Source organism: Leisingera daeponensis (assembly GCF_019801465.1).
Taxonomy (GTDB): Bacteria; Pseudomonadota; Alphaproteobacteria; order Rhodobacterales; family Rhodobacteraceae; genus Leisingera; species Leisingera daeponensis_A.
This window is the reverse complement of sequence record NZ_JAHVJA010000021.1, coordinates 1-21,926: the sequence shown is the minus strand read 5'-3', so window position 1 is coordinate 21,926 and position 21,926 is coordinate 1. Positions and strand designations below refer to the sequence as shown.

The following is a 21,926-nucleotide window of genomic DNA, read 5'->3' as shown; positions in this document are numbered from 1 at the left end:
CCGGACCGGCCGCACCGCGGAATGGGTGGGGTCTGCAGGCTCAGCGCGCGACTTCGCGCTGCCAGCGGTCGATCCAGCCCGGCAGTTGCGCCGAGGTCACTGCCGGGTCGAGGAACCACAGAGATTCCAGCGTCGCGCCATTTGGAACGATGGCGGCGGCCTTCTCGGAAAGCTCCGCCCTGAGGTTGATCGGTCCCGCATATTTGGTTTCCGCAAAGCACTCTTGCACTTCTTTTGACAGAACTGTGTCGACAAAGGCTGCGGCGAGTTCTTTCTGGCTGCTGCCTTCGGGGATCAGCAGGGTGGGGCGAATGCCGACGGCGCCTTCCTCGGGATAAGCAATGGCGATCGGCAGGCCCTCGTCCGCGGCGGAGCCAGCACGGTCGGGGTACCAGGGCGCCATGGCCACTTCGCCGCGTGCAAACAGTGCCAGCAGCTGGTCAGCTTGGGTGTATTGCACAACAGCGTCCTGGGCGAGTGGCCGGATGGCGTCAATACCCGGGGTCACATCCTCGGGCGATCCGCCCTCCATCCGATTGACCGCAAGCAGGAACTGCCAGCCGGCGGTGCCGGTGACATCGCCAATAGCCACCTGCCCCTTGTAGGCCTCGTCGAACAAATCGCGCCAGCTGGATGGCGGGGTCTCCACCATTTCGGGGTTGTAGGCGATCGCAGTCGCGCCGGTCATGAACACTACAAAGGCGTCATCCGGGCCAAAAGCCCGCGGGTCCAGTTCCTCCGCACTGGCCAGGACGGCGCGGTCCAGCGGGTGCAGCAGGTTCTCGGCCTTGAGCTGCATCGCTGCAGAATCGTCGATGTAAACGACGTCGTAATCCGAGCTGGCTCCCATCGCGCGGACTGAAGCCGCATGCTGGACGGAGTTTCCGAGCACGGTTTCGACGGCAGCGCCGGTTGCCTTCTCGAATACGGGGATATGGCAGGATTTGACTGCATCAAGAAAAGAGCCGCCAAAGGTCGCAATGGTCAGTTTTTCCTGGGCTGCCAGCGGCGAGGCAAGTGCGAAGGCACCTGCAGCCAAGGCAGCAATACCGGGCAGGACGCGCCCTTTGCCGTGAAGTTTCATGGTGGTCTCCCTGTCGCTGATATCTGCCAGTCAGGATGGAGCCACTGCCACGTCTCTGTCAAGAAAGTTTTTTAAAAACCTTTTGTGAAAGCTTTTATTTCCTGCTTGTCAGGAGCATTGAGAACGGGGAACATGCGGAAAAGACAGAAGGGATTCCGATGCAGCAACTGCGCCAGAAACGTTTTTCTACTGGTCCGACACCGGAAGACCGGGTGCGCAACGGGCTGGATATGTGGCGCCGGGAGGTCCCGAGTCTTGAAATTTCCGGCAAGGAGGTCTGCGCCCGGCTGGTTGCGCTGAACAGTGCGCTTATGCAGCGTTTGAACGCTGCCCTCGCGCCCTATGGCCTCAAATATCCGGAGTATGGGGTTTTGGCGACGCTTCGGGCGTCTGGTGCGCCTTACAAGATGAGCCCCAAACAACTTTTGGAGACAATGTTCTTCACCTCAGGCGGCATGTCAAACATGCTGAACAGGCTCGACCGCAAGGGGCTTATCTCGCGCAGCAGTGACGAAACCGACCGCCGGGTGACGCTGGTGGCCCTGACGGAAGAAGGCATTGCTCTTGCTGACGAAACCATGGAGCTGCAAGCAAAACTTGAGGCAGATTTTTGCCGCGGATTGCCGGCGGCTGAGCAGGAAGCTCTGGCAGCCGGCTTATCTGCTCTTCTGGATGGGCAAGAATAAGGGACCTGCTGCGGCCTTGTCAGGCGACGTTGTGCAGCTGCAGTTCATGTTGGGGCGAAGATGATCTTCACAGCAATTCGCGCCCTGCCTCAAAGGGCTCCGTGCTTCAGGTTCGATCTATTCCTGGGCAGGGCTTTAATGATGTGACCGCCCCTGACGTCATCCATGTGCAAGCGCATCCGCGCCAATGATCCGTAGGGTGGGCGGCTTTCACCAAGTCTTTAGTTTAACGGCTGAGGTGTTCTTCAGATTACATCGGAGCTTTACCTGGCAGTATTACTGCAGCCGTTCAATTTTCCGTTTGTTTATGGAGGGCGAAAACCCGGACAGCAGCGGCGTAGCCTTCCACTCCGAGACCGGCGATCACCCCGGTCGCCGCATCGGAAACATAGGAGTGATGCCGGAAGGCCTCGCGCCGGTGGACGTTGGAGATGTGGACTTCCATGATGGCAAAATCGCATGCCACCAGCGCGTCCCGGATGGCAACGGACGTGTGCGTGTAGGCGGCCGGATTGATCACGATCCCGTCGGCTTCGGTGCGGACTTCATGGATGAGTTCGACCAGCGCGCCTTCGTGGTTGCTCTGGTGGAAGCGGATGTCCAGCCCGGCCTCTTGCCCGGTTTCGGTGCAGAGGCGCTTCACGTCCTCCAAGGTCTCGTAGCCGTAGATCTCCGGCTGGGGGGTGCCGAGAAGGTTGAGGTTCGGACCGTTGAGGACATAGACGACAGGACGGGTCATGACGGGTCTTTCGGTCCTATGCGGGTGATGCCCGCGCAAATTTCAATGGCGGCGGTCAAGCCGCGCGCCGTGGCCTGGGCCATCAGTGGCAGGATCATCCATTTCAGGTTTCAGGCGGCGGCGGAGCGTTCCTGTTCATGAACCAGCGCCTGGTGCATGCCCGCGGCCTGGGTGGCGTTGAACCGGGCCAGTGCGACCAGAAGCTCCACCAGGGTCCGTTGCAAGGGCAGGGTGAGGGGGCGCTAGCCTGGCGGTGTCCGCTGCCGTTGTATTGGCGGTTTCGGATTACGGCGGCTATTTCAACGTCGGGCTGGGGATCATGCTGCTCGCCGCCTTTGGGCTGATCGGCTACCGTAGCCTGCATGGCATGAATGGGCTCAAGAACATGCTGTCAGTGGTGCTCTCCTTCACTTCGGCAATTGTTTTTTGCCACCGCTGGTCTGATCGCCTGGGAGCAAGCGCTGGTTATGGCGGTAAGCACTGCCGCGGGAGGGTATTCGGGTGCCCGCTTGAGCCGCAGGATCGAGAGAACCGATCTGCTGCGTCATTTCGTGACAGCTGTCGGAGCGGCAATGACACTGATTTTCTTTATGAACTGAAGCCTCGCGGTTGCGTCCGGCGGCTTGCCCTTACTGATGCGCCGAGCGGCATGAGAACTGGCAAAGATTACCGCGCACCCCGCATTGTGAAGGATGCTGCTCTTTGCCTGCCACCAGCCAAGCGAATCTGTCTTGGCTGTTTCATCGTTCTCAACAGGCAGGAGTGATTTTTACGAGCAACTGCCTATTATAATCGTTAATAAACATGGTGATGAGCAAGATATAATTAATAATTTGATATTTTATCAAAGGCCGATACTCTGGTTGTCATCCAATGGGCATGAAAGGCGAGTTTATGGCACCACGGTTGAAGCTGGGTCTGCTGACCCCGTCCTCCAATACGATCATGGAGCCGCAATCGGCGGCGGTTCTGGCGGGTCTGGATCATGTCTCCGTGCATTTCGGGCGGTTCAGGGTCACGGAAATCTCAATGAGCGGCGATGCGTTGGGACAGTTCAAGTTCGGCCCGCAGCTGGCGGCGGCTGAGCTGCTGGCGGATGCGCGGATGGATGTGATCGCCTGGGGCGGTACCTCGGGCAGCTGGCTGGGACGGGACAATGACGAGGAACTGGTGCGCCAGATCGAGGCCCGCTGCGGTGTGCCCTCGACGACCTCGACGCTGGCGCTGTTCGCCGCCTTCGAGGCGCTGGATGTGCAGAGCTACGGGCTGGTGACGCCCTATCTGACGGAAATTCAGGAACCGATCCTGAAGAATTTTGCGGCCGAAGGCTACAGCTGCACCGGCGACCGGCGGCTGGAGGATCCCGGTAACTACTCCTTTGCCGAATATGGCGAGGAGCAGATCGCGGACATGGTGCGCGAGGTGGCGGAGGGCAAACCCGACGCGATCGCCATCCAGTGCACGAATTTCAACGGCACGCGGATTGCGCCGGCGCTGGAGGAGGAACTTGGCATTCCGGTTCTCGACAGCGTTGCTTTCACGATCTGGCACTGCATGAAACTGGCCGGGGCTGACCCGCGTCAGGTTGAAGGATGGGGGCGCCTGTTCCGCGACGGCGGAGCATTGCTCGCGCCCTCCAGAGGTTCCGGCACGGCCGCCGCAGAAGCGGCCGGCGGATAAATCAGCAACCCAGCAAGGAGATAAAGATGAAAAAGACCATACTATTGGCAACGGCAGCAATGCTGACTGCTGCTGCCGGCGGAGCCATGGCCGCAACCTATGATTTGAAGGTTCTGGGGCAGCCGGTGGCAACCGGTCTGATCCAAAAGAATGTGGAACAGCCGTTTTTCGAGAATTTCGCGGAGCGCTCGGGGCTGGACGCCGAAACCGACTACAAACCGCTGGATGTGACCGGCATCAAGGATACCGAGCAGCTGCGGATCCTCAAAGCAGGGCTGTTCGACATCGTGTCGCTGCGGATGTCGCAGATTTCGCGTGACGAGCCGACCATTCTCGGGCTCGATCTGGTCGGACTGAACCCGGACTATGAGACGGGCCGCAAGACGGTAGATGCCTTCGAGGATGCTGTGGATGCGCAGCTGCAAGCCAAGTTCAATACCAAGCTTCTTGGCGTGTGGCCGTTCGGCCCGCAGGTGCTGTTCTGCAAGCCGGAAATCAGCCAGCTGAGCGATCTGAAGGGCAAGAAGGTGCGGGTCTATGATCAGAACCTGGCAAATTTCGTTGCCTCGGTGGGCGGAACCCCGGTGCCAATCGGTTTCCCGGATGTGCATCAGTCGCTGGCCCGCGGCGTGGTGGACTGCGCCATCACCGGCCCCAGTTCTGCCAACTCGGCAGGCTGGCCTGAGGTCACCGGATACATGCTGCCGGTTGCCTTTCAGCTGGCGCTGAACGGCTATGGCATCAATCTGGACACCTACAATGCGATGGCGCCGGAGGATCAGCAGAAGCTGGAAGCCGCGTTTGACGGGCTGGTGGATGAGATCTGGGCCTACTCGGAAGAGCTGTTCGACGATGCGGTGCGCTGCAATGTCGGCGAAAGCCCCTGCGACACGGTCAAATCCTATGACCTGAAACTGGTACCAGTCAGCGAAGGCGACCGCGAGATCATCGGCAATGCAGTGACGGAGATTTCCTTCCCGGCCTGGGCGGAAGTCTGCGACGCAACAAACGCCAGCTGCTCCGCCGACTGGAAGGCCGCTCTGGGCCTGACCAACTGATCCTGGACTGGAAGGCGGCATCGCGGCTGCCTTCCAGGACTTCCGAAAGGACCTCCCCAAATGAACTATCTTGCTCAGCTGGCCAGCCGGTTGTTCGGTGCTGCGCTGGTCGCGCTTTCCATTTTCGTCTCCATCGAAACTGTGTCCCGGAAACTGTTCAACTTCTCCTTCGAAGGGGCGGATGAACTAGGCGGCTATGTGCTGGCCGTTGGGTCCAGCCTCGCCTTTGCGGTGGCGCTGGTGGACCGGGCCCACATCCGCATCGATGTGCTGCACGCGCGCTTTCCGGCCCGCCTGCAGGCCATCATGGACTGGATATCGGTCGTATCGATCGCCGGTTTCGGCCTGTTCATCCTCTATGTAGGACGGATCGTGATCGACGACACACTCAGCTATGGCAGCACTGCGCCGACTCCTTGGGCTACTCCTCTCATCTATCCGCAGGCCGCTTGGTACGGGGCGCTGTGCCTGTTTGCAGTTTGCGCGATCTGGCTCGCCTGCAGGGCCACGGTGATGGTGGCGACCGGCCGTCTTAGCCAGGTGTCTGCGGCATTCCACCCCAAAGGCGCCATTGAGGAACTCGAGGAAGAAATGAGCGATCTCGAACGCCGCTGAGGGCACCCCGCCGGTGCAAGAACTGGCGGAACACCAACCGGGAAAGGAAGAAGTATGGGAATAGGATCGGTATTTGTGGGCTTTTTCAGCATGATGGGCCTGCTCCTCATGAGTTTCCCCATTGCCGTCATCATGGTGGTGCTGGGGGTGATTGGCGGCGTGATGCTGTATGGCTGGCCGCTGCTGAACTCGATGGGCCCTGTGATCTGGGGTGTGCAGAATGAAAATATCCTGACGGCGGTGCCACTGTTCATCCTTCTGGGTGAGCTGCTGTTGCGCAGCGGTATTGCGGACCGGATGTACGGGACGCTTGCGCTATGGCTGGGCAGGCTGCCTGGCGGTCTGCTGCATACCAACATTGGCTGCTGCTCGCTGTTTGCAGCCACATCGGGGTCGTCAGTTGCCACTGCTGCAACCGTCGGAACGGTAGCGCTTCCGGCCCTGAAAAGCCGCGGCTACGGCGCCCGGCAGGCGCTTGGTTCGCTGGCGGCGGGCGGCACCCTGGGCATTCTGATCCCGCCTAGCGTCAACCTGCTAATCTACGGTTCGCTCGCCAATGAATCGATCGGCCGACTGTTCATCGCGGGCATCGTGCCCGGGGTCGCGCTGACGCTGCTGTTCATGGTCTACATCGCAGTGGAGTCGAAGTTTCTGCCGGGTGCAGAAGGCCAGTCGGAACAGAAAGTTCCGATGTCAGAACGCATCGCCGCGCTGGTGCATCTGGTGCCGCCGGCCGTGATCTTCGCCATCGTCATGGGATCGATCTATTTCGGCATCGCAACGCCGACTGAATCTGCGGCACTCGGCGTGGTGGCGGCGCTGGGGTTTGCCTGGCGCGAGGGCAAGCTGAGCGTCGAGTTCTTCGACAACTGCTTCCGCCAGACCGCCAAGACCACCGGCATGATCCTGCTGATTATCACCGCTGCCTTCATGCTGAACGTGACGCTGGCGCTTGGCGGGATTGCCCAAACGATGACCGAATGGGTGGCTTCCTTCGGGCTGTCGCCTGCGGGTCTGCTAATCGCGCTGATTGTCTTCTACCTGTTCCTGGGTATGTTCATGGATGTGCTGTCGATGCAGGTGCTGACGATCCCAGTCGCGCTGCCGATTGTGACTGCGGTGGGTATCGATCCCATCTGGTTCGGCATCTTCATCGTGCTGATGTGTGAACTGGGTATGATTACGCCGCCGGTCGGCATGAACCTCTACGTGGTTCAGGGCGTGCGAAAGGATGGCGGTCCGTTCCGTGATGTGGTGCAGGGCGCGATCCCCTATGCGCTGATCATGGTGCTGTTCACCCTGCTGCTGATCGCGGTGCCTGATCTGGTGCTGTGGCTGCCCAATTCGATGATGGGGAACTGAGCCATGGCTAATGATTTTTGGCGTCTTGGCGCAGGTGGTTTGAGCGATGCCTATGCACGGCAGGAGGCCTGTCCGGTACAGGTGGTCACAGAGCTGCGCGATAGAATCTCGCGGTTGAATCCCGGGATCAACGCCTATGCGGCGTTGGCTCCGGACCTGGAGGCGCAGGCGGAAGAGAGTGCTTTCAGGCTGCGGCAGGGCCGGGCGCGGTCGCCGCTGGAGGGTGTACCTATTGCTCTGAAGGACAATCTGGTGATGCGCGGGCTTCCTGCCGCCTGGGGCGGGGAAGTGTTCAGTGCGGTGCAGAGCCACGATGAGTTGCCAGTGCAGCGGCTGCGGAAGGCGGGGGCAATCCTGACCGGCAAGACAAACTGCCCGGAATTTGCGGTAGAGGGCTATACCGCCAGCCGGAAATTTGGGGTCACGCGGAACCCGTGGAACCCGGAGCTGACACCCGGCGGGTCCTCGGGCGGCGCAGTGGCCGCCGTGGCGTCGGGACTGGCAGCCGCGGCGCTGGGAACGGACGGCGGCGGCTCGATCCGGCGGCCGGCCGGGCACACCGGGCTGTTCGGCCTGAAACCCACCATCGGCGCCATCCCGCGCCACGGCGGGCTGCCGCAGATTCTGATGGATTTCGAGGTGGCCGGCCCGCTGGCGCGCTCGGCCCGGGACCTGCGGCTGATGTTCGGAGTGCTGACCGGAGCCGACCGGGCCGATCCGGCCTCGCGCGGGCGGCTTCCGGTGTCTCCGCCGCGGCGCAGCCTGAGGGTGCTGTATACGGAGCAGTTTGGGGATAATCCCTGCGACCCGGCGATCCGGAAATCCGCGCGCACGGCGGCGGATCTTCTGGCCTCTCTGGGGCATGAGGTCACAGCGGGCCCGCTGCCGTTCGACCTGGCGCCGCTGAACCGTTTCTGGGGCAGTTTTGCCCAGATCGGGCTGGCGCATCTGGCAGCCACGGTGCCGGAGATGGCAGCGCGCGCCTCGCCGCAGTACCTGGAGATGGCAGCCAAGGGCAGCAGCATTCCCACGCCTGACCTGTTCGCGGCGCTGGAGGACGTCCGCAGGCTGCGTTCGGCGGTGTCGCAGGCCTTTGGCGAGTGGGACGTGATACTGACGCCTTCGGCCGCGGCGCAGCCCTGGCCTGCCGGGGATGCCTATCCGCCAGTGATCGACGGGCAGGCGGCGGGGCCGCGCGGCCATGCGGTTTATACCGGCTGGGTCAATGCCAGCGGCCATCCCGGGGTCGCGGTTCCGGTTCAGCCGGATGCTGCCAGGCTGCCTATCGGCATCCAGCTGGTCGGCGATCTGCACAGCGAGGACCTCCTGCTGTCACTGGCAGAGGAAATGGAGCAGGCAGGCAGCGGCTGGCGCTGGCCGCGTTATGCGGAGGGTTGACGAAAGCGCAGGGCCGCTGCCGCCGCATCCGCCGGCAGCGGTTCTTTGTCAAGGGAAGGAGACCGACACCTCACCCAGGCCTTCGATGCAGCCCTTCACCGTGGTTCCGGCATCGATATAGGGCAGACCGTTCAGCGATCCGGTGATCGCCACATGGCCCGGTTGCAGCCCGCCACAATGGCTGCCGGTCATTTCCGCCAGCTTGCAGAAGCTCTCAAACGCGTCGCCGCCGGGCACCGGCACTGTGCCGTCCAGCACGCGGGTCCCGCCGAAATCCAAAGTGGCTGTGGCCTGGGTGAGGTTCAAATCCTGCCAGTCCGCTCGCTCCGGCCCCACCACCAGGCCGCCGTTCAGCTGGTTGTCCGCCAGCCGCAGCATCGGTGATGCGGCCTCTGCATCCTCCAGCCGGGTCAGCACCACCTCAATCACCGGCACCAGCGAGACGCAGTCCCGCAGCCGCTGCCGGTACTCAGCCGTGCTAGGCTGCGGCAGCGGGCGGAGTATTCTGAAGCCGATTTCAAGCTCGATGCCGATCTGCTCCCCCTTCGGAGTGGGGAAGCTGTGACCGGAGGGCCGGATGTCCGCAGCATAGATCGGTGCCATGATCACAGGCTGACCCGGTTTACACGCCACCTTGAAGGCTCCGACTGGCCCAAACCTCTGGGCCAGTGCTTCTTGTGCCTGATAGGCTTGCCCGGCGCTGAGCGGCCCGCTGTGCTCTACACTCAGGCCGGTCTTGGGGCCGCCTGTGCGGCTGCGGGCCAGGGCGCTGGCGAGCGCCTCTGCCTTGTCTGTGAGAAGTTCGGTCATGTCTGCCTTTCTGTCTTGCGACGGCTGCTACGGAGATTTGATTAGTGATACGATTTGCTTCATTGCGTTGATAATCCCAGACAAACAACCTAATTGACCCGGCAGGATGCAGATGCGTAAATGTCAACGTGCCCCGTTGCGGCCGGGCCTGAAGCAGGAAAGAGCTGGTATGGACACGAAGCCGACGCCGAAGAAGCGCAGAGGATACAATGCCCAGGGCAAGCTGACGATCAGCCGACTGTCCCTGCATGAGCAGGTGGTCAACCAGTTGCGCCAGATGATCGTGTCGGGGATTCTGCCAACCGGCGAGAAGATCCGTTTCAACGAGCTGGCGGAAGAGTTGCAGGTGTCGCTGACACCCTTGCGGGAGGCGCTCAAGGTGCTGGCAGGGGAGCAGCTGGTCGAGCTGATGCCGAACCGCGGCGCCCGGGTGGCGCCGATCACGGTCGAGGGCACCAAGGAGCTGTTCGAAGTGATCGCGGGGATCGAGGCGCTCGCGGCCGAGCTGACTGCCACCCGCATCACCGAAGAGCAGCTGGCAGGCCTGGAACAGCTGCATGAAACCATGCGCGGGCACCATGAGCGTGGCGAGAAGGAGCCGTACTTCGAGCTCAATCGGGAAATCCACGACAACATCGTTGAATTTGCCGGCAATGATATCCTGCAGGAAATGCGCGCTCAGCTGGCCCGCCGGGCCGAGCGGGCCCGGTTCATTTCTGTGGCCTCCGGACCGCACCGCATCGAAGCGATGCAGGACCACGACGAGCTGATGCAGGCGCTGCGCGCGCGCGATGCCGAAGCGGCACATAGGGTCTGGCGGCGTCATCTGCTCAGTTCCGGCGAGGAAACCTGCCGGATTTTGAAGGTCTGGGAAGCAGAGCGCGAGGACGCTCAGACCTGAGATTCTGCCAGGGGCAGCCGGGCGCCGCCGAACCGTGCCAGTCCGGCGGTAATGGCACAGCGGCCGGGCAATGCGGCCGCCGCGCGGGAATCGAAGGCTGGCGCTATGCAGCTTGCGCATCGCACACGCCGGACGCGGTGTCCGTCAGGTACTCTAGTGCCGCCTGCAAACCACCGGACTGGTGCGGAACCCCGGCCAGTTTCAGCCCCATTTCCACTCCGCTGAGCGTGCCGGCCAGCATCAGGTCGTTGAAGTCGCCAAGGTGGCCGATCCGGAACACCCGGTCTGCCAGCCGCCCGAGCCCGTTGCCGAGCGACATGTTGAGCTGCTGATGCACGACCTTGCGGAAGGCATCGGCGGAATGGCCGTCGGGCATCAGCACGGCCGTGAGCGCCCCTGAATAATGCTCTGGCGTGCGGCACAGCACCTCCAGCCCCCAGGCGCGCACAGCGCGGCGGGTGGCCTCGGCATGGCGCTGGTGGCGGGCAAAGACGGTGTCCAGCCCCTCGGCATGCAGCCGGTCCACCGCGGCGACCAGCCCGTAGAGCAGATTAGTGGCTGGGGTGTAGGGGAAGAAGCCGGTGCTGTTGGCCTTCAGCATTTCCTCCCAGTTCCAATATGAATGGCGCATCGAGCCCTTGGCCGCGGCCGCCCTGGCCTTGGTGCTGACCGCATTAAAAGACAGGCCCGGCGGCAGCATCAGCCCCTTCTGGGAGCCGCCGACCGTGACATCCACGCCCCAGTCGTCGTGCCGGTAGTCGATCGAGCCGAGCGATGAGATCACGTCAACCATCAGCAGGGCAGGGTGCTCCGCGTTGCCCAAGGCAGCCCGCACCGCCTTGATGTCGGAGGTGCAGCCGGTCGAGGTTTCATTGTGAACCACGCAGACCGCCTTGATCCTGTGCCCCGTGTCGGCCTGCAGCGCCGCTGCGATGGCCGCCACGTCTGCGCCGGTGCGCCAATCAGTTTCGATCACCTGCGGCTCCAGCCCGAGCCGCAGCGCCAGCTTGCGCCAGAGCGAGGCGAATTGGCCGGTTTCGCACATAAGCACCTTGTCGCCGGGCGACAGCGTATTTGCCAGGGCCGCTTCCCAGGCCCCGGTGCCCGAGGCCGGATAGATGATTACATCGCCAGCTGTCTTGAAGACCGTCTTGATGCTGGAAAGCGCCCGTAGGCCCAGAACGCCGAATTCGGGGCTGCGGTGGTCCATAGTCGGTTGGTCCATCGCGCGCAGCACGTCGTCGGGCACATTGGTAGGGCCGGGGATCTGCAAAAAATGCCTGCCTGGCTTGAACATGTCGAAGGCTCCCTGTTTGGAAAATTTTGCTTATTTCAGCAGGTTGCCTGAAATATGATAAATAATCAAATAATTCTTAAGGGGCTGAATAATAAGGGTAAACGATGCATTGAGCGTTGCAGGGCTCACAGCGCTGGACAGAATCAAGAACGGCTGCCATGCGGCCGCCGTTCTTTCAGACATGGCCGTGCAGGTCAGACGAATTCGGACGGTCCGCGTGCCAGGTAGGCGCCATCGCCGGGGGCGCCGGTGACGGCGCCGTCCAGCGCCACCGTCTTGCCGCGCAGGATGGTGCGGACCGGCCACCCGGTGATCTCCATCCCTTCGAAGGGGGTATAGTCGGCGCCGTGGTGCAGGTCCTCCTGGCGGATTGGCGCGGTCTTCTGCGCGTCCCACAGCACGATATCGGCATCCGCGCCGACCATGATCGAACCTTTGCGGGGATAGAGCCCATAGGTGCGGGCCGGGTTCGTCGCCGTGAGGGCAACAAAGCGTTCGGCGGTGATGCGGCCCTTGCTGACGCCCTCGGAAAACAGGATCGGCAGACGGGTTTCAATGCCGGGAATGCCGTTGGGCACCCATTTGAACGAAGTGCGTGCGTTTGGGTTGTTTTTACCGGTGTTATCCGGCCCGTCAAAGCGGAACGGCGCGTGATCCGAAGAAAACACGTCGAAGGTTCCGTCGCGCAGTCCCTGCCAGATCGCTTCCTGACTGCTGTGGTCGCGCGGCGGCGGCGAGCAGACGTATTTGGCGCCCTCGAAATCCATGTTGAGCCCCGCCAGGTCCTGCTTGGTCAGGGCGATGTACTGCGGGCAGGTTTCTGCCAGCACCTTGAGGCCGCGGCGGCGGGCCCATAGGATCTGCTCCATCGGGTCGGGGCCGGAGACATGCACGATCATGATCGGCGTGTCGGTTAGCTGGGCGTGGCTGATCGCCCGGTGGGTGGCCTCGCGCTCGGCGATTTCGGAGTGGGCGATGGCGTGGTAGTAGGGGGCTGTCTTGCCCTGTTCTTCAAGCTTGCGGGTTATGTGCTTGATTGCGTCGTGGCCCTCGGCATGGACCATCACCAGCGCCCGCTCGCGGCGTGCCACTTCGAATACCTCCAGCAGCTCGCTGTCGTCGAGCTTGAGGTCGTCATAGGTCATGAACACCTTGAACGAAGTATAGCCATCGCGCACCAGCGCCGGCAGCTCCTGTCCCAGAACCTGCGGGGTGGGATCGCTGACGATCAAATGGAAGGAGACGTCGATGACACAGTTGCCCTCGGCCTTGGCGTGGTACTCCTGCACGCAGGCGCGCAGCGACTTGCCCTTTTCCTGCAGCGCAAACGGCAGCACGGTGGTATTGCCGCCCGCCGCCGCGGCGCGGGTGCCGCTGGCGAAATCGTCGGCCATGACAGTGCCGTCGCTGGTGGGCTGGGACAGATGCACATGGGCGTCGACGCCGCCGGGCATCACCAGCAGGCCGGAGGCATCAATCTCTTCGGCAGCACTGGTGATGCGGCTGGCAATCTGCACGATACGTCCGCCGCGGACGCCGATATCGGCGGTGTAGCGGTCAGAGGCGGTAACGATGGTGCCGCCGCGGATGGCAAGGTCGAATTCAGGCATGCCGGGTAGGTTCCTTTTGTTCTGGGAGGGATTGGCCCCTGACCGCGAGGATGCGGCAGACTTCGTCGCCGGAGTTCAGCAGATGGATGCGCCAGGCGCGGCGGGCGGCATCGGGATCGCCCGCGCGGAACGCCGCCATCACCTGTTCATGCTCCTGCAGGGCTGCTTCGCGGCGGCTGCCGTCGTTCACCGCGACAAAGCGCACCCGCCGGGCCAGCAGCGACAGCTTGGCCCGCACATGGGACAGGATCGGGTTGCCGGCGCTGTCCGCGATCAGATCGTGCAATTGGCTGTTGAGGGCAAAATAAGCCTCGTTGTCGCGCTGGCGGAAGCATTGCAGCATCTCGGCGTGCAGCGCCTCCAGCCGGGCCAGATCCGCCGGTGTCATGCGCTGTGCGGCCAGCTCGGCAGCCTGGGATTCAATCCCTGCCATGACCTCGAACAGCGCACGGGTATCGGCCACCGTGACCGGCGCCACCCGGGTCGGGCGGTTCGGTGTCAGCTCGATCAGCTGCTCTTCGGCCAGAATCTTGAGCGCTTCACGCATCGGGGTCAGCGACACCTCCAGCTGGCGCGCCAGTTCGGTCAGCTGCAGCCGCTCGCCCGGCGCCAGGCGGCCGGTGACGATCTGGCCGCGCAGCAGGTCCGCCACCTGCTCATGCAGCGGCGTCCGGCTGACGGGGCCGCGGCGGCGCAGCACCGCCGCCGCGGCAGTGTCACTGTGCGGTGTCATGGGCGATCCGGGCCGAGAGCGCCGGGCTGAGCCCGGTCGAGGGCTTGGCGGCGGGGCGGCGGAAGCTGCCTGCCAGCGCCTTGGCGGGGCGCAGCCGTGCCAGCGTCTCGGCCTGGCCGATCGCGGCCTCGGCGCAGTCTACCAGCGGCACCGGCACCTGGTCGCGCAGCTGCGCCGCAAGCCCGGCCAGCGGCGCCCCCGCCAGCACGATCGCATCCGCTTCGCCGCTGGCCGCCACCTGGTTGCAGAGCTCGGCTAGGAGGCTGGCCTTTTCCTCCTGCACGTCATTGATCGAGCGGAACGCGCCGGACAGGGTGTGCACCCCGGCGCAGCGCGCCTCGAGCCGGTGCCAGGCGACGCATTCGCGGTACCAGGGCTCCAGCGCGGCGGCAAAGGTGACGATGGCAAACCGCCCGCCCAGCATGCAGGCGGTGAGCATGCCCGCCTCGGCCAGCCCGACCACCGGCAGGTCGAACAGCTCGCGCGCGGCGCCCAGCCCCGGATCGCCAAAGGCGGCGACGATGGCGGCGTCGTACTCCTGGTGGTGCTCCGACAGGATCTCCAGCACCGAGACGCCGCCGATCAGCGATTCAGTCCGGGTGGTGATATAGGGCACGCCCGCGGGCGCGGTGACGCTGTCCAGCACCGTCTGCGGCGACATCACCGCGCGGGCTGCCTGTTCGAGCCGCGCTGTCACCCCTTCCGAGGTGTTGGGGTTGATCATCAGAATACGCATCTGTTTTCCTTGCTCGTCCTGGGCCGGCCCGGAGCGGGGCCGGCATGTTTGTTTCTGCGTGTCGTGTCTGTTCATCGGATCAGTAGCCGAGGGTGCGGGGCAGCCAGGTCACGATACCGGGGAAGGCAAGGCACAGCACCAGCACCGCGTACTGCAGCGCGACAAAGGGCCAGACGCTGGCGATCAGCTTGGTCATCGGCACCCGGGTCACGCCGCTCATCACGAAGAGCACCACGCCGACCGGCGGGGTCATCATCCCGATGATCAGGTTGAACACGAAGAGGAAGCCGAACAGCAGCGGATCAATGCCGAAGCTGAGGGCAACCGGCGCGAACAGCGGCACCAGCATGATGTAGGCGGCGTTGGATTCGATGAACATGCCGACCACGATCAGGACCACCATCACGATCAGCAAAAAGATCATCGGGCTGGACGTCACGTTTTCCAAGAAGCCTGCCAGCGCTGCGGGCACCATGTCGATGGTGAACAGAAAGGTGACGCCCGCGGCAAAGGCAATCAGTGCCCCTACCATGGCCGCGCCTACCGCGGCGTTGAACAGCGACGGCAGCAGGTCCGCGACGGTCAGCTTGCGGGTGACGAAGAAGCCGATCACCATCGCATAGGCCACGGCGATGCCTGCGCCCTCGGTGGCGGTGAAGACGCCGCCGACGATGCCGCCCACGACCACGATCGGCATCAGCAGCACCGGCAGCGCCCGCCAGGTCTCGCGCAGGGCGTGGCCAAGTCGGAAGCTGTCGCCGGTCAGCTGATGGCCCTTGCGCCAGCTGACCCAGGACCCCAGCGCCATGAAGCCGACGGTCAGCAGGATGCCGGGCACGATGCCGGCCATGAACAGCCCGCCGACAGAAACGGTGGAGCCGGCCATCAGCGCATAGACGATCATCGCGTTTGAAGGCGGAATGATGGCGCCGAGGTTGGCGGCGGAGGCGACGACCGCGCTGGAAAACCCGTCGTCGTAGTTCTGCCGCAGCGCGGGCACCAGCGTCGATCCCAGCGCCGAGGCCGAGGCCACGGCAGCGCCGGAGACCGCCGCCAGCATCATGCCGGCCACGATTGCCACATGCGCCATGCCGCCATGCAGCTTGCCGACGATGGAATTGGAGAAATCGACCAGCCGCTGCATGATGCCGGCGCGCACCATCAGCTCACCAGCCAGCATGAACAGTGGGATCGCCATCAGCGGGAAGGAATTGACCGAGTGCATCATGCGCTGCGGCAGCACCGACAGCTCGATCCCGCCCGCCAGGAGCCCGCCCAGCGAGGCAAAGCCAAGAGCGAAGGCCAGCGGCGTGCCCAAGAGGGCAAGGCCAAAGAAGATGAGAATAACGGTAAGGGTCATTGCGCGGCCTTCCCGGACCAGGTGCTGCGGCCACCCCAGGCCAGCAGGAGAAGATGCAGAACCGAATGAACCGCGGCAATCAGCACGGCGATGTAGTAGACGGCATTTGTGAGCGGCAGAGTCGGCATCATCTCGGGCCAGGTGTAGAGGGTGACATCAACACAGACGCGGAAGATCACTACCATCAGCACCGCACCGAGAACTGCCGACAGCCGAAACAGCGCCTCTTGCGCGCGCTCGGAGAAACGCACCACCAGAGCGTCGATGCCGACGTGGACACCGTGGCGAATGCCGTGCGGAATGGCCAGGAACATGGCCCAGACAAAGGCCAGACGGGCGACTTCCTCAGACCAGTCGATGGCGCTGGAGAAGGCATAGCGGAACACCACCTGGATGATCACCAGCCCTGTCATTACGGCCATCGCGGTGATGACGGCGCCTTTGGACAAGGTATCGATGTGGTTGAGGGCCGTCTTGCATCGACCGAAAAGGGGGCCCGCCTGTGCGGGCCCCTGCTGTACCTGGGCAGACATCAGCCGTTCACTTCTTCAAGCACGGCGTCGATGATGGCCGGGTCGATGCGGGACTTCAGATCCTCGATCACCGGTGCGGTGAGGCTGCGCAGGTCGTTGCGGACCTCTTCCGGGATAGCGGTGAAGGTCATGCCGGCCTCGACCAGTTTTACCCGTGCGGCATCGTCCTCGGCTGCGGCCTGAGCGCGCTGCCAGGCGACGGCATCCGCCGCGGCTTTGCGCAGGGCTGCCTGCTGTTCTTCGCTCAGACGCTCGAACTTTCGCTTGTTTACCACCAGAGCGATATAGTCAAAGAAGTGGTTGCTGTCCGACAGGTAGGTCTGCACCTCTTCGAACTGGCGGCTCTTGATGATCGAATAGGGGTTTTCCTGGCCGTCCAGCACGCCTTGCTGCAGAGCCGAGTAGACTTCAGAGATGCCCATCGACACCGGGCTGGCGCCGATGGCGCGGAAGGTGGCGAGATGGGTCTCGTTCGGTTGCAGACGGATCTTGAGGCCGCCGAAATCCTTGACGGATTCGATCGGACGGGTGCTGTTTGTCACATTGCGCGACCCCAGCTCCATCCAGCCAAGCGCGACGAAGCCCTGATCCGCCAGCTCTTCGGCCAGCAGCTCGCCGACCTTGCCGTCGATCACCCGGAAGGCTGTTTCACGGTCCGGATAGGCAAACGGCAGCGAGACCGCCTCCAGCTCAGGTACGGTGCGTGAGAGGTAGGCTGTGCCAATCCAGGTGCCGAAGATAACGCCAGTGCGAACCTGGTCTACGTTTTCCTTGGCGCCACCCAGCTGCATGGCCGGGAAGCTGGCGATTTCCAGGTCGCCGCCGGTGGCTCCGGAGACGGCATCGGCGAAACGCTCTATGGCTTTGGAGCTGGAATGTTCAGCGGGGAAATTACCGCCAATGCGAAGGGTTTCCGCTAGCAGCGGTGCTGCTGTTGTGCAGGCAGTGATGATGGCTGCAATACAAGTGTTCTTAAGCTTCATGGCTTTGGGCTCCTCCCTCGATCCCCGTGAAGTCATGCGATGGGAGGAGTATTCGGCAGGCCGTTCGGAATCTCAAGAATATTTTTTGTTTTTTATTTTTTTGCTCTTAACGCACTGATCTAGCTACACTTTAGGCAAAGTAGTTATTGAGTTTGGTGCGCGGAACTATGTTAAGAAAGCCTAAAAAATCGTGCTGATGGGGCATGGGACTGGTGGAGTGCCCGGCCAAAGTCGACCTAGGAAACCGTGATTCCCTGATCGCGGCCCACGGGAAACTTAAAGCGCCGTCGACGTTACCGCGAATTTTTCAATGGCATGATGTCGGTTCAAGGCAAGGCCAGTGCAGCCACCACCATCCGCACGCTCGCGGAACTGGGGCATGACCCGGAGGAAATCACCGCTGCGGTGAATGAAGGCATCGGCACAGATGATCTGGAAAAGGCCAAGCGCCTGGCTGCCGCGCTCGGCGCAACCGGCACCCCGTATTTTGTCGGCCCTGGCGGAGTCATCCGCGGCGCGGCGCCGGCGAGCCGCCTTCGGGCAATCATTTACGCACCGCAAGGCAGCGGGCAGGGCTCGATCTAAAATAACGGCAGCGGCGGGCAATGGCTGCAATACCTCGGCATTGGATGAGGCCCACAGCCGGGCAAACACAGCCCGCCGCTGCCAAACTGATTACTCCACAGGGTCCGAAAGTAAAGCCGGTCCAGCGATTTCAAAAAGGGGAATTTCAAATGAACATGACCAATCGATCAGTTGCAGTTGCGGGCCTGCCGGTCCTCGGTACTGGAGCCATCGCCAACGCGGGATCCTCCCTGGCGATTTCCAACGTGGGAACCGCCACCGCGGCCAGTGTCGCGCGCGGGTTCGGCAGCCCGGACACCCAAATCTACAAAGAAGCCCCGGCGATGGCGGAACGCAGAACGCTCCTGGAGCGCGTCAAACTCGCCAACGGCTGCTAAAGCCACCGAAGCTGTCTCCCGGAAAAGAGGAAACCACGAGCATGAAACTCAAGCAATTTATCCCCGCCATCTTCGCCGCAACGGCGCTTTCCGGCTGCCTGAATGATGGCTCCGTACCGGACAAGCACGCAATAACCTTTGAGAAACCTGTTCCGGCTGGCGGACCGTCAAAGGCCCAGAGCATGGCAGCTCTGCACCAATGGTTGGTCGCAAAAGTTCCCGAAGGCGACTCCACAAAGGATGTGAGCGTGGGACCAGTCCGCTACGCGGCCGTCCTGTGGCCGTTCCCGGAAAAGGATTTCTTCGTCTGCGCCCGGTTCACCGCCAAAAACCGTTTCGGCACATACGAGCCGCCGCAAAACGCCTTGATGACCATGCGCGTCTATGACCCTGCAAAAGGCTGGGAACCGGCCCTGGTCAAGGGCGTGAAGCACGATGCGTACCGGCAATACTGCATCGGTCAGCCGCACGCGTAGCGGGCAGAAATTAGGTCGGGTAGATTGACTTAATCAGAGGAAAAAATATTTCAATATAATTAGTTAAACTCGCCGACGCACTCGCTGCTCCGGGTTTTTCTTAGCTCTTCGTGGTTCTCTATTGCTCTCTACTGTCCACAAATGACAAAGCTCTGTTGCGCCTCAGTGAAGCTCGAAGCTTTCATACGATTTGGCTCCCCTCCCAGCCTGGAAAATTTAGCGGAACACTATAGCTCCGAATGCTCCAGTTTTCAGGGGGCAGAGCATTCGGCGCGATGCGCTCGCATAAATTAAGTTGTGCTATCAATGCCTTTCTGATCGCGTGTCAGCTGTCGTGACGCAGAAACAACTCTTGTAGCGTCCTTCGCCGGTCACGCCTTCGAGTGTTGTTTCCAGCTCGACGAATGGCGATTTTCCAGTCTGACAGACTGCCTCTCGGTCTGCCCCGTTTTGGGTAGGGTTCTGTGCAAAGCACTCCTCTACACCTGACTTGTCCCGTGCAGGGAAGACGGATCCGGCCCAAGTGTGGTGGGAGAGAAAGGACGATGATGAACTTAGAAAACTGCGGAATGCGCGCGATAAAAGGCGGACAACCCACCGACTATGTCATCGCCGCAATCTGTGATCTGAACGGGATCTTTCGCGGCAAGCGCTGCGAAGCCGATCAGCTGGCAAAGCTCGAACGCGATGGCGCCCGTATGCCTATGTCCTCGATCGGTGTTGATGTCTGGGGCTGTGACGCTGTCGGCAGCGGTCTGACGCTGGGGCGGGGCGACACCGACGGCATCTGCCGCCCGACCGGACGCGGGGCATTACCGGTCCTCGCGGATGCGGGCCGTGCCGCGCTCCTGCCTCTCTGGATGGAGGTCGAGGATGGCACTCCCTTCTTCTCCGATGCGCGCCGCATGCTCGCGCATGTTTTAGCCCGTTTTGAGGCGCGCGGTCTGCCACCGGTGGTCGCGACCGAGCTGTAATTCCATTTGGTCGAGGCCTGTGCCGAAGGGCTTGCCCCCGCGCGTTTCGGGGCGGAGACGTTAAGCGGCGATTTAGACAATATCTATTCGGTCGCCGAGATCGACCAGAGCGCCGCCTTTTTAGATGAGGTCTACGAGCTTGCCGACCGCGCGGGCATCGATATCGAATCCGCGACTTCCGAAGGCGGGCCGCGCCAGTTCGAACTGACCCTGAAACACCGCGCCGACGCGCTGCGGATCGCCGATGACACGCTTTATCTGAAACAGATCCTGCGCTCGGTGGCCGCGCGTCATGGGGTAGAAGCGAATTTCACGGCGAAACCCTTTGCCGAACGCTCGGGTATGGGTGAAATCCGGATAGGAGCTCGCATGTTTACAATATTAGAGGGCGAGCACGGAGATCGCGCCGAATTCAAGTGACCTGATTGCGGGTTCGAGGATCAAATGAGAATGGACAAGCCCCAGAAGAAGGAGAGTTGTTCTGGGGCCTCGGGTGCCATCAGGAGCTGGTAGCCGAGCGGCGCGTCGTCTTGCCATAGCGAGCGGCAGGCTGTTGCGGCGCGGCTGGAAAGCGGTGGTATTGCTAATGACCGCCCTCAACACATTGAACTGAAGCACGCTTCAATGCGAGGCTCCTTGCAACACCGTGGCGCATTTTTAATTTTTGTTGAACGCATAAGGAACACAATGCGTCTTCATGCGTTCTGTTCCCAAGGAGTTGTGTGAAATGGACCTCACAGCATGATTGGACAACCGGCTGAAAGGGTAGGGAGGCAGATCGGAACAAACCTGCCGTTCCTTCGCCGATTTGCTCGGTTTTTGACCGGCAGCCAGGCCATTGGCGATAGGCTTGTTCACGCGGCCCGAGAGGCCATTCTGACTGGGGAAGTAGAGTATGACCGCTCTATCAATCCCAAAGTGGCTCTATTCCGGGCGTTCCAAGAATTCCGGCACACTTTCATCGCTTTGGGGGAAGAAGGTGAAAAGCAGGCTGGCAGTTTCTCCAAAGCACCGCCGTCCCTATGGCAGCCGGCCCTAAACTGCTGGGAAGTGCTGCTTTTACGCACGATCGAGGGCTTCAGCGAGAAGGAGACCGGTGTCATTCTGCGGGCGGATGACAAAGATGTGTCAAATTCGGTCTCCATTGCCCATGAAGAGAAGGAGAAGGGGCTCACAGGACGAGTCCTGATTATCGAGGATGAACCTGTCCTTGCCTTGGACCTCTCGGAGATTGCACGAAGTGCAGGTCTCAGTGTTGTCGGTGTTGCTCGAAACGGGGCAGAAGCGCGACAACTGGCGGCGGAATTCCCTGCGGACCTCGTATTGTCGGAAGTCCGGTTGGCCGGTGGTGCCAGTGGCATCGGTGCAGTGAACGGTCTTCCCCAAACGCATGGCCGGTGCCCGGTGGTATTTCTAACGGCCGCCCCGGAGCGGCTCCTGACCGGTGAAAGGCCAGAACCTGCATTTGTGATCTCGAAGCCCTATACCGAGGAGCAGGTTTGGTTGGCTGTTCGCCAAGCCCGCAGAATCTCGCTATTAGAGAGGGACCAGCGTGGAGCAGGTCAGGGTTCGTTGCATTAACCATCGAGATGTCGGAGACATCGTTGCCCCAAGCTGAGGAGTGAGCGATAATCGCGGGCTCTGCGGGGAGCATGTCACCAGCTACTATCAGCAAGTGGGGTAGGCAGTTCATTCCAAAAGGTTACGTCGTTTACCCACTTCTGGTACGGGCGAGCGGAGACCCGCGCCAGCCAAGTGCCCAATGCTCTGATCGCAGCCATTCAAAAGCGGTCGGATTTGTAGGTGGAGGCTTGAGCCGCTCCTGTGCGTATGCAGGTACTATTCTCCGGCGTAGGTACATCTACCGGCACCGCGCCGCTTAACCTGGCTACCGCCGTACTCTGTTGCCGAAAGCGAGATTTTTTTGTT

The 21,926-nt window shown here is 62.0% G+C and carries 23 protein-coding genes and 1 pseudogene; 14 read left to right on the top strand and 10 right to left on the bottom strand.

Annotated elements, in window-relative coordinates; all coding sequences use genetic code 11:
* Positions 1-40: 40 nt before the first annotated feature.
* Positions 41-1,084 (bottom strand): ABC transporter substrate-binding protein, encoded by a 1,044-nt coding sequence (locus tag KUV26_RS22500; protein ID WP_222510127.1) that lies wholly within the window; start codon positions 1,082-1,084, stop codon positions 41-43.
* Between the two features lie 35 nt (positions 1,085-1,119).
* On the opposite strand from KUV26_RS22500, the gene KUV26_RS22495 reads away from it, so the two are divergent.
* Positions 1,120-1,770: a MarR family winged helix-turn-helix transcriptional regulator gene (locus KUV26_RS22495; protein WP_222510126.1), complete on the top strand. Its 651-nt coding sequence runs from the start codon at positions 1,120-1,122 to the stop codon at positions 1,768-1,770.
* Between the two features lie 289 nt (positions 1,771-2,059).
* On the opposite strand, the gene aroQ is transcribed toward KUV26_RS22495, so the two are convergent.
* Positions 2,060-2,509 (bottom strand): type II 3-dehydroquinate dehydratase, encoded by a 450-nt coding sequence (gene aroQ, locus KUV26_RS22490; protein ID WP_222510125.1) that lies wholly within the window; start codon positions 2,507-2,509, stop codon positions 2,060-2,062.
* A gap of 253 nt (positions 2,510-2,762) precedes the next feature.
* Here aroQ and KUV26_RS22485 point away from each other — a divergent pair, with 253 nt between their 5' ends.
* The 6 genes from KUV26_RS22485 (at position 2,763) to KUV26_RS22460 (ending at position 8,622) form a co-directional block, all read left to right on the top strand.
* Positions 2,763-3,275, top strand: coding sequence for a hypothetical protein (locus KUV26_RS22485; protein WP_222510124.1), 513 nt, complete (start codon positions 2,763-2,765; stop codon positions 3,273-3,275).
* A gap of 128 nt (positions 3,276-3,403) precedes the next feature.
* Positions 3,404-4,189 carry an aspartate/glutamate racemase family protein gene (locus KUV26_RS22480; RefSeq protein ID WP_222510123.1) on the top strand — a complete coding sequence of 262 codons (786 nt, stop codon included), beginning with the start codon at positions 3,404-3,406 and terminating at the stop codon, positions 4,187-4,189.
* A gap of 26 nt (positions 4,190-4,215) precedes the next feature.
* Positions 4,216-5,247: a TRAP transporter substrate-binding protein gene (locus KUV26_RS22475; RefSeq protein WP_222510122.1), complete on the top strand. Its 1,032-nt coding sequence runs from the start codon at positions 4,216-4,218 to the stop codon at positions 5,245-5,247.
* Between the two features lie 60 nt (positions 5,248-5,307).
* Positions 5,308-5,862 (top strand): TRAP transporter small permease subunit, encoded by a 555-nt coding sequence (locus KUV26_RS22470; protein ID WP_222510121.1) that lies wholly within the window; start codon positions 5,308-5,310, stop codon positions 5,860-5,862.
* A gap of 54 nt (positions 5,863-5,916) precedes the next feature.
* On the top strand, positions 5,917-7,224 hold the full coding sequence (locus KUV26_RS22465) for a TRAP transporter large permease (RefSeq protein WP_222510120.1): 1,308 nt from the start codon (positions 5,917-5,919) through the stop codon (positions 7,222-7,224).
* A gap of 3 nt (positions 7,225-7,227) precedes the next feature.
* A complete protein-coding gene (locus KUV26_RS22460; protein WP_222510119.1) occupies positions 7,228-8,622 on the top strand; it encodes an amidase in 1,395 nt (464 codons plus the stop codon).
* A 48-nt stretch (positions 8,623-8,670) separates the two neighbouring features.
* Here KUV26_RS22460 and KUV26_RS22455 read toward each other — a convergent pair whose 3' ends face one another.
* Complete coding sequence (locus KUV26_RS22455; RefSeq protein ID WP_222510118.1) at positions 8,671-9,432, bottom strand: fumarylacetoacetate hydrolase family protein; 762 nt, start codon at positions 9,430-9,432, stop codon at positions 8,671-8,673.
* Between the two features lie 169 nt (positions 9,433-9,601).
* Here KUV26_RS22455 and KUV26_RS22450 point away from each other — a divergent pair, with 169 nt between their 5' ends.
* Positions 9,602-10,333: a GntR family transcriptional regulator gene (locus KUV26_RS22450; RefSeq protein ID WP_222510117.1), complete on the top strand. Its 732-nt coding sequence runs from the start codon at positions 9,602-9,604 to the stop codon at positions 10,331-10,333.
* 103 nt (positions 10,334-10,436) lie between these two features.
* Here the strand turns inward: KUV26_RS22450 and KUV26_RS22445 are convergent, their stop codons facing one another.
* From KUV26_RS22445 to KUV26_RS22415, 7 genes are all read right to left on the bottom strand, one after another.
* Positions 10,437-11,630: a pyridoxal-phosphate-dependent aminotransferase family protein gene (locus KUV26_RS22445; RefSeq protein ID WP_222510116.1), complete on the bottom strand. Its 1,194-nt coding sequence runs from the start codon at positions 11,628-11,630 to the stop codon at positions 10,437-10,439.
* 194 nt (positions 11,631-11,824) lie between these two features.
* Positions 11,825-13,240, bottom strand: a complete 1,416-nt coding sequence (gene hydA, locus KUV26_RS22440) for a dihydropyrimidinase (protein WP_222510115.1) — start codon at positions 13,238-13,240, stop codon at positions 11,825-11,827.
* Positions 13,233-13,973, bottom strand: a complete 741-nt coding sequence (locus KUV26_RS22435) for a GntR family transcriptional regulator (protein ID WP_222510114.1) — start codon at positions 13,971-13,973, stop codon at positions 13,233-13,235. Before KUV26_RS22435 ends, hydA begins: the two co-directional genes overlap by 8 nt.
* Positions 13,957-14,709 (bottom strand): aspartate/glutamate racemase family protein, encoded by a 753-nt coding sequence (locus KUV26_RS22430; protein WP_222510113.1) that lies wholly within the window; start codon positions 14,707-14,709, stop codon positions 13,957-13,959. The genes KUV26_RS22435 and KUV26_RS22430 overlap by 17 nt, the downstream gene beginning before the upstream one ends.
* 79 nt (positions 14,710-14,788) lie before the next feature.
* On the bottom strand, positions 14,789-16,069 hold the full coding sequence (locus tag KUV26_RS22425; protein ID WP_222510112.1) for a TRAP transporter large permease: 1,281 nt from the start codon (positions 16,067-16,069) through the stop codon (positions 14,789-14,791).
* A complete protein-coding gene (locus KUV26_RS22420; RefSeq protein ID WP_222510111.1) occupies positions 16,066-16,602 on the bottom strand; it encodes a TRAP transporter small permease in 537 nt (178 codons plus the stop codon). The genes KUV26_RS22425 and KUV26_RS22420 overlap by 4 nt, the downstream gene beginning before the upstream one ends.
* Complete coding sequence (locus KUV26_RS22415; RefSeq protein WP_222510110.1) at positions 16,602-17,585, bottom strand: TRAP transporter substrate-binding protein; 984 nt, start codon at positions 17,583-17,585, stop codon at positions 16,602-16,604. The genes KUV26_RS22420 and KUV26_RS22415 overlap by 1 nt, the downstream gene beginning before the upstream one ends.
* A 297-nt stretch (positions 17,586-17,882) precedes the next feature.
* Here KUV26_RS22415 and KUV26_RS22410 point away from each other — a divergent pair.
* From KUV26_RS22410 to KUV26_RS22385, 6 genes and pseudogenes are all read left to right on the top strand, one after another.
* Positions 17,883-18,170: pseudogene (locus tag KUV26_RS22410) on the top strand (DsbA family protein); the annotation flags it as partial.
* A 155-nt stretch (positions 18,171-18,325) separates the two neighbouring features.
* Positions 18,326-18,547 carry a hypothetical protein gene (locus KUV26_RS22405; RefSeq protein ID WP_222510108.1) on the top strand — a complete coding sequence of 74 codons (222 nt, stop codon included), beginning with the start codon at positions 18,326-18,328 and terminating at the stop codon, positions 18,545-18,547.
* A 41-nt stretch (positions 18,548-18,588) separates the two neighbouring features.
* Entirely contained in the window at positions 18,589-19,023 is a 435-nt protein-coding gene (locus tag KUV26_RS22400; protein WP_222510107.1) for a hypothetical protein, read from the top strand.
* Between the two features lie 545 nt (positions 19,024-19,568).
* Positions 19,569-19,997: a hypothetical protein gene (locus KUV26_RS22395; protein WP_222510106.1), complete on the top strand. Its 429-nt coding sequence runs from the start codon at positions 19,569-19,571 to the stop codon at positions 19,995-19,997.
* A gap of 6 nt (positions 19,998-20,003) precedes the next feature.
* Entirely contained in the window at positions 20,004-20,417 is a 414-nt protein-coding gene (locus KUV26_RS22390) for a glutamine synthetase (protein WP_222510105.1), read from the top strand.
* 321 nt (positions 20,418-20,738) lie between these two features.
* Positions 20,739-21,578, top strand: a complete 840-nt coding sequence (locus KUV26_RS22385) for a response regulator (RefSeq protein ID WP_222510104.1) — start codon at positions 20,739-20,741, stop codon at positions 21,576-21,578.
* The last annotated feature ends 348 nt before the right edge of the window (positions 21,579-21,926 follow it).

Bases quoted from the DNA above. Each gene is read 5' to 3' on its own strand.
- KUV26_RS22500 (WP_222510127.1), bottom strand. From the start codon at position 1,084: ATGAAACTTCACGGCAAAGGGCGCGTCCTGCCCGGTATTGCTGCCTTG.
- KUV26_RS22495 (WP_222510126.1), top strand. From the start codon at position 1,120: ATGGAGCCACTGCCACGTCTCTGTCAAGAAAGTTTTTTAAAAACCTTT.
- aroQ (WP_222510125.1), bottom strand. From the start codon at position 2,509: ATGACCCGTCCTGTCGTCTATGTCCTCAACGGTCCGAACCTCAACCTT.
- KUV26_RS22480 (WP_222510123.1), top strand. From the start codon at position 3,404: ATGGCACCACGGTTGAAGCTGGGTCTGCTGACCCCGTCCTCCAATACG.
- KUV26_RS22475 (WP_222510122.1), top strand. From the start codon at position 4,216: ATGAAAAAGACCATACTATTGGCAACGGCAGCAATGCTGACTGCTGCT.
- KUV26_RS22470 (WP_222510121.1), top strand. From the start codon at position 5,308: ATGAACTATCTTGCTCAGCTGGCCAGCCGGTTGTTCGGTGCTGCGCTG.
- KUV26_RS22465 (WP_222510120.1), top strand. From the start codon at position 5,917: ATGGGAATAGGATCGGTATTTGTGGGCTTTTTCAGCATGATGGGCCTG.
- KUV26_RS22460 (WP_222510119.1), top strand. From the start codon at position 7,228: ATGGCTAATGATTTTTGGCGTCTTGGCGCAGGTGGTTTGAGCGATGCC.
- KUV26_RS22455 (WP_222510118.1), bottom strand. From the start codon at position 9,432: ATGACCGAACTTCTCACAGACAAGGCAGAGGCGCTCGCCAGCGCCCTG.
- KUV26_RS22450 (WP_222510117.1), top strand. From the start codon at position 9,602: ATGGACACGAAGCCGACGCCGAAGAAGCGCAGAGGATACAATGCCCAG.
- KUV26_RS22445 (WP_222510116.1), bottom strand. From the start codon at position 11,630: ATGTTCAAGCCAGGCAGGCATTTTTTGCAGATCCCCGGCCCTACCAAT.
- hydA (WP_222510115.1), bottom strand. From the start codon at position 13,240: ATGCCTGAATTCGACCTTGCCATCCGCGGCGGCACCATCGTTACCGCC.
- KUV26_RS22435 (WP_222510114.1), bottom strand. From the start codon at position 13,973: ATGACACCGCACAGTGACACTGCCGCGGCGGCGGTGCTGCGCCGCCGC.
- KUV26_RS22430 (WP_222510113.1), bottom strand. From the start codon at position 14,709: ATGCGTATTCTGATGATCAACCCCAACACCTCGGAAGGGGTGACAGCG.
- KUV26_RS22425 (WP_222510112.1), bottom strand. From the start codon at position 16,069: ATGACCCTTACCGTTATTCTCATCTTCTTTGGCCTTGCCCTCTTGGGC.
- KUV26_RS22420 (WP_222510111.1), bottom strand. From the start codon at position 16,602: ATGTCTGCCCAGGTACAGCAGGGGCCCGCACAGGCGGGCCCCCTTTTC.
- KUV26_RS22415 (WP_222510110.1), bottom strand. From the start codon at position 17,585: ATGAAGCTTAAGAACACTTGTATTGCAGCCATCATCACTGCCTGCACA.
- KUV26_RS22405 (WP_222510108.1), top strand. From the start codon at position 18,326: ATGACCAATCGATCAGTTGCAGTTGCGGGCCTGCCGGTCCTCGGTACT.
- KUV26_RS22400 (WP_222510107.1), top strand. From the start codon at position 18,589: ATGAAACTCAAGCAATTTATCCCCGCCATCTTCGCCGCAACGGCGCTT.
- KUV26_RS22395 (WP_222510106.1), top strand. From the start codon at position 19,569: ATGATGAACTTAGAAAACTGCGGAATGCGCGCGATAAAAGGCGGACAA.
- KUV26_RS22385 (WP_222510104.1), top strand. From the start codon at position 20,739: ATGATTGGACAACCGGCTGAAAGGGTAGGGAGGCAGATCGGAACAAAC.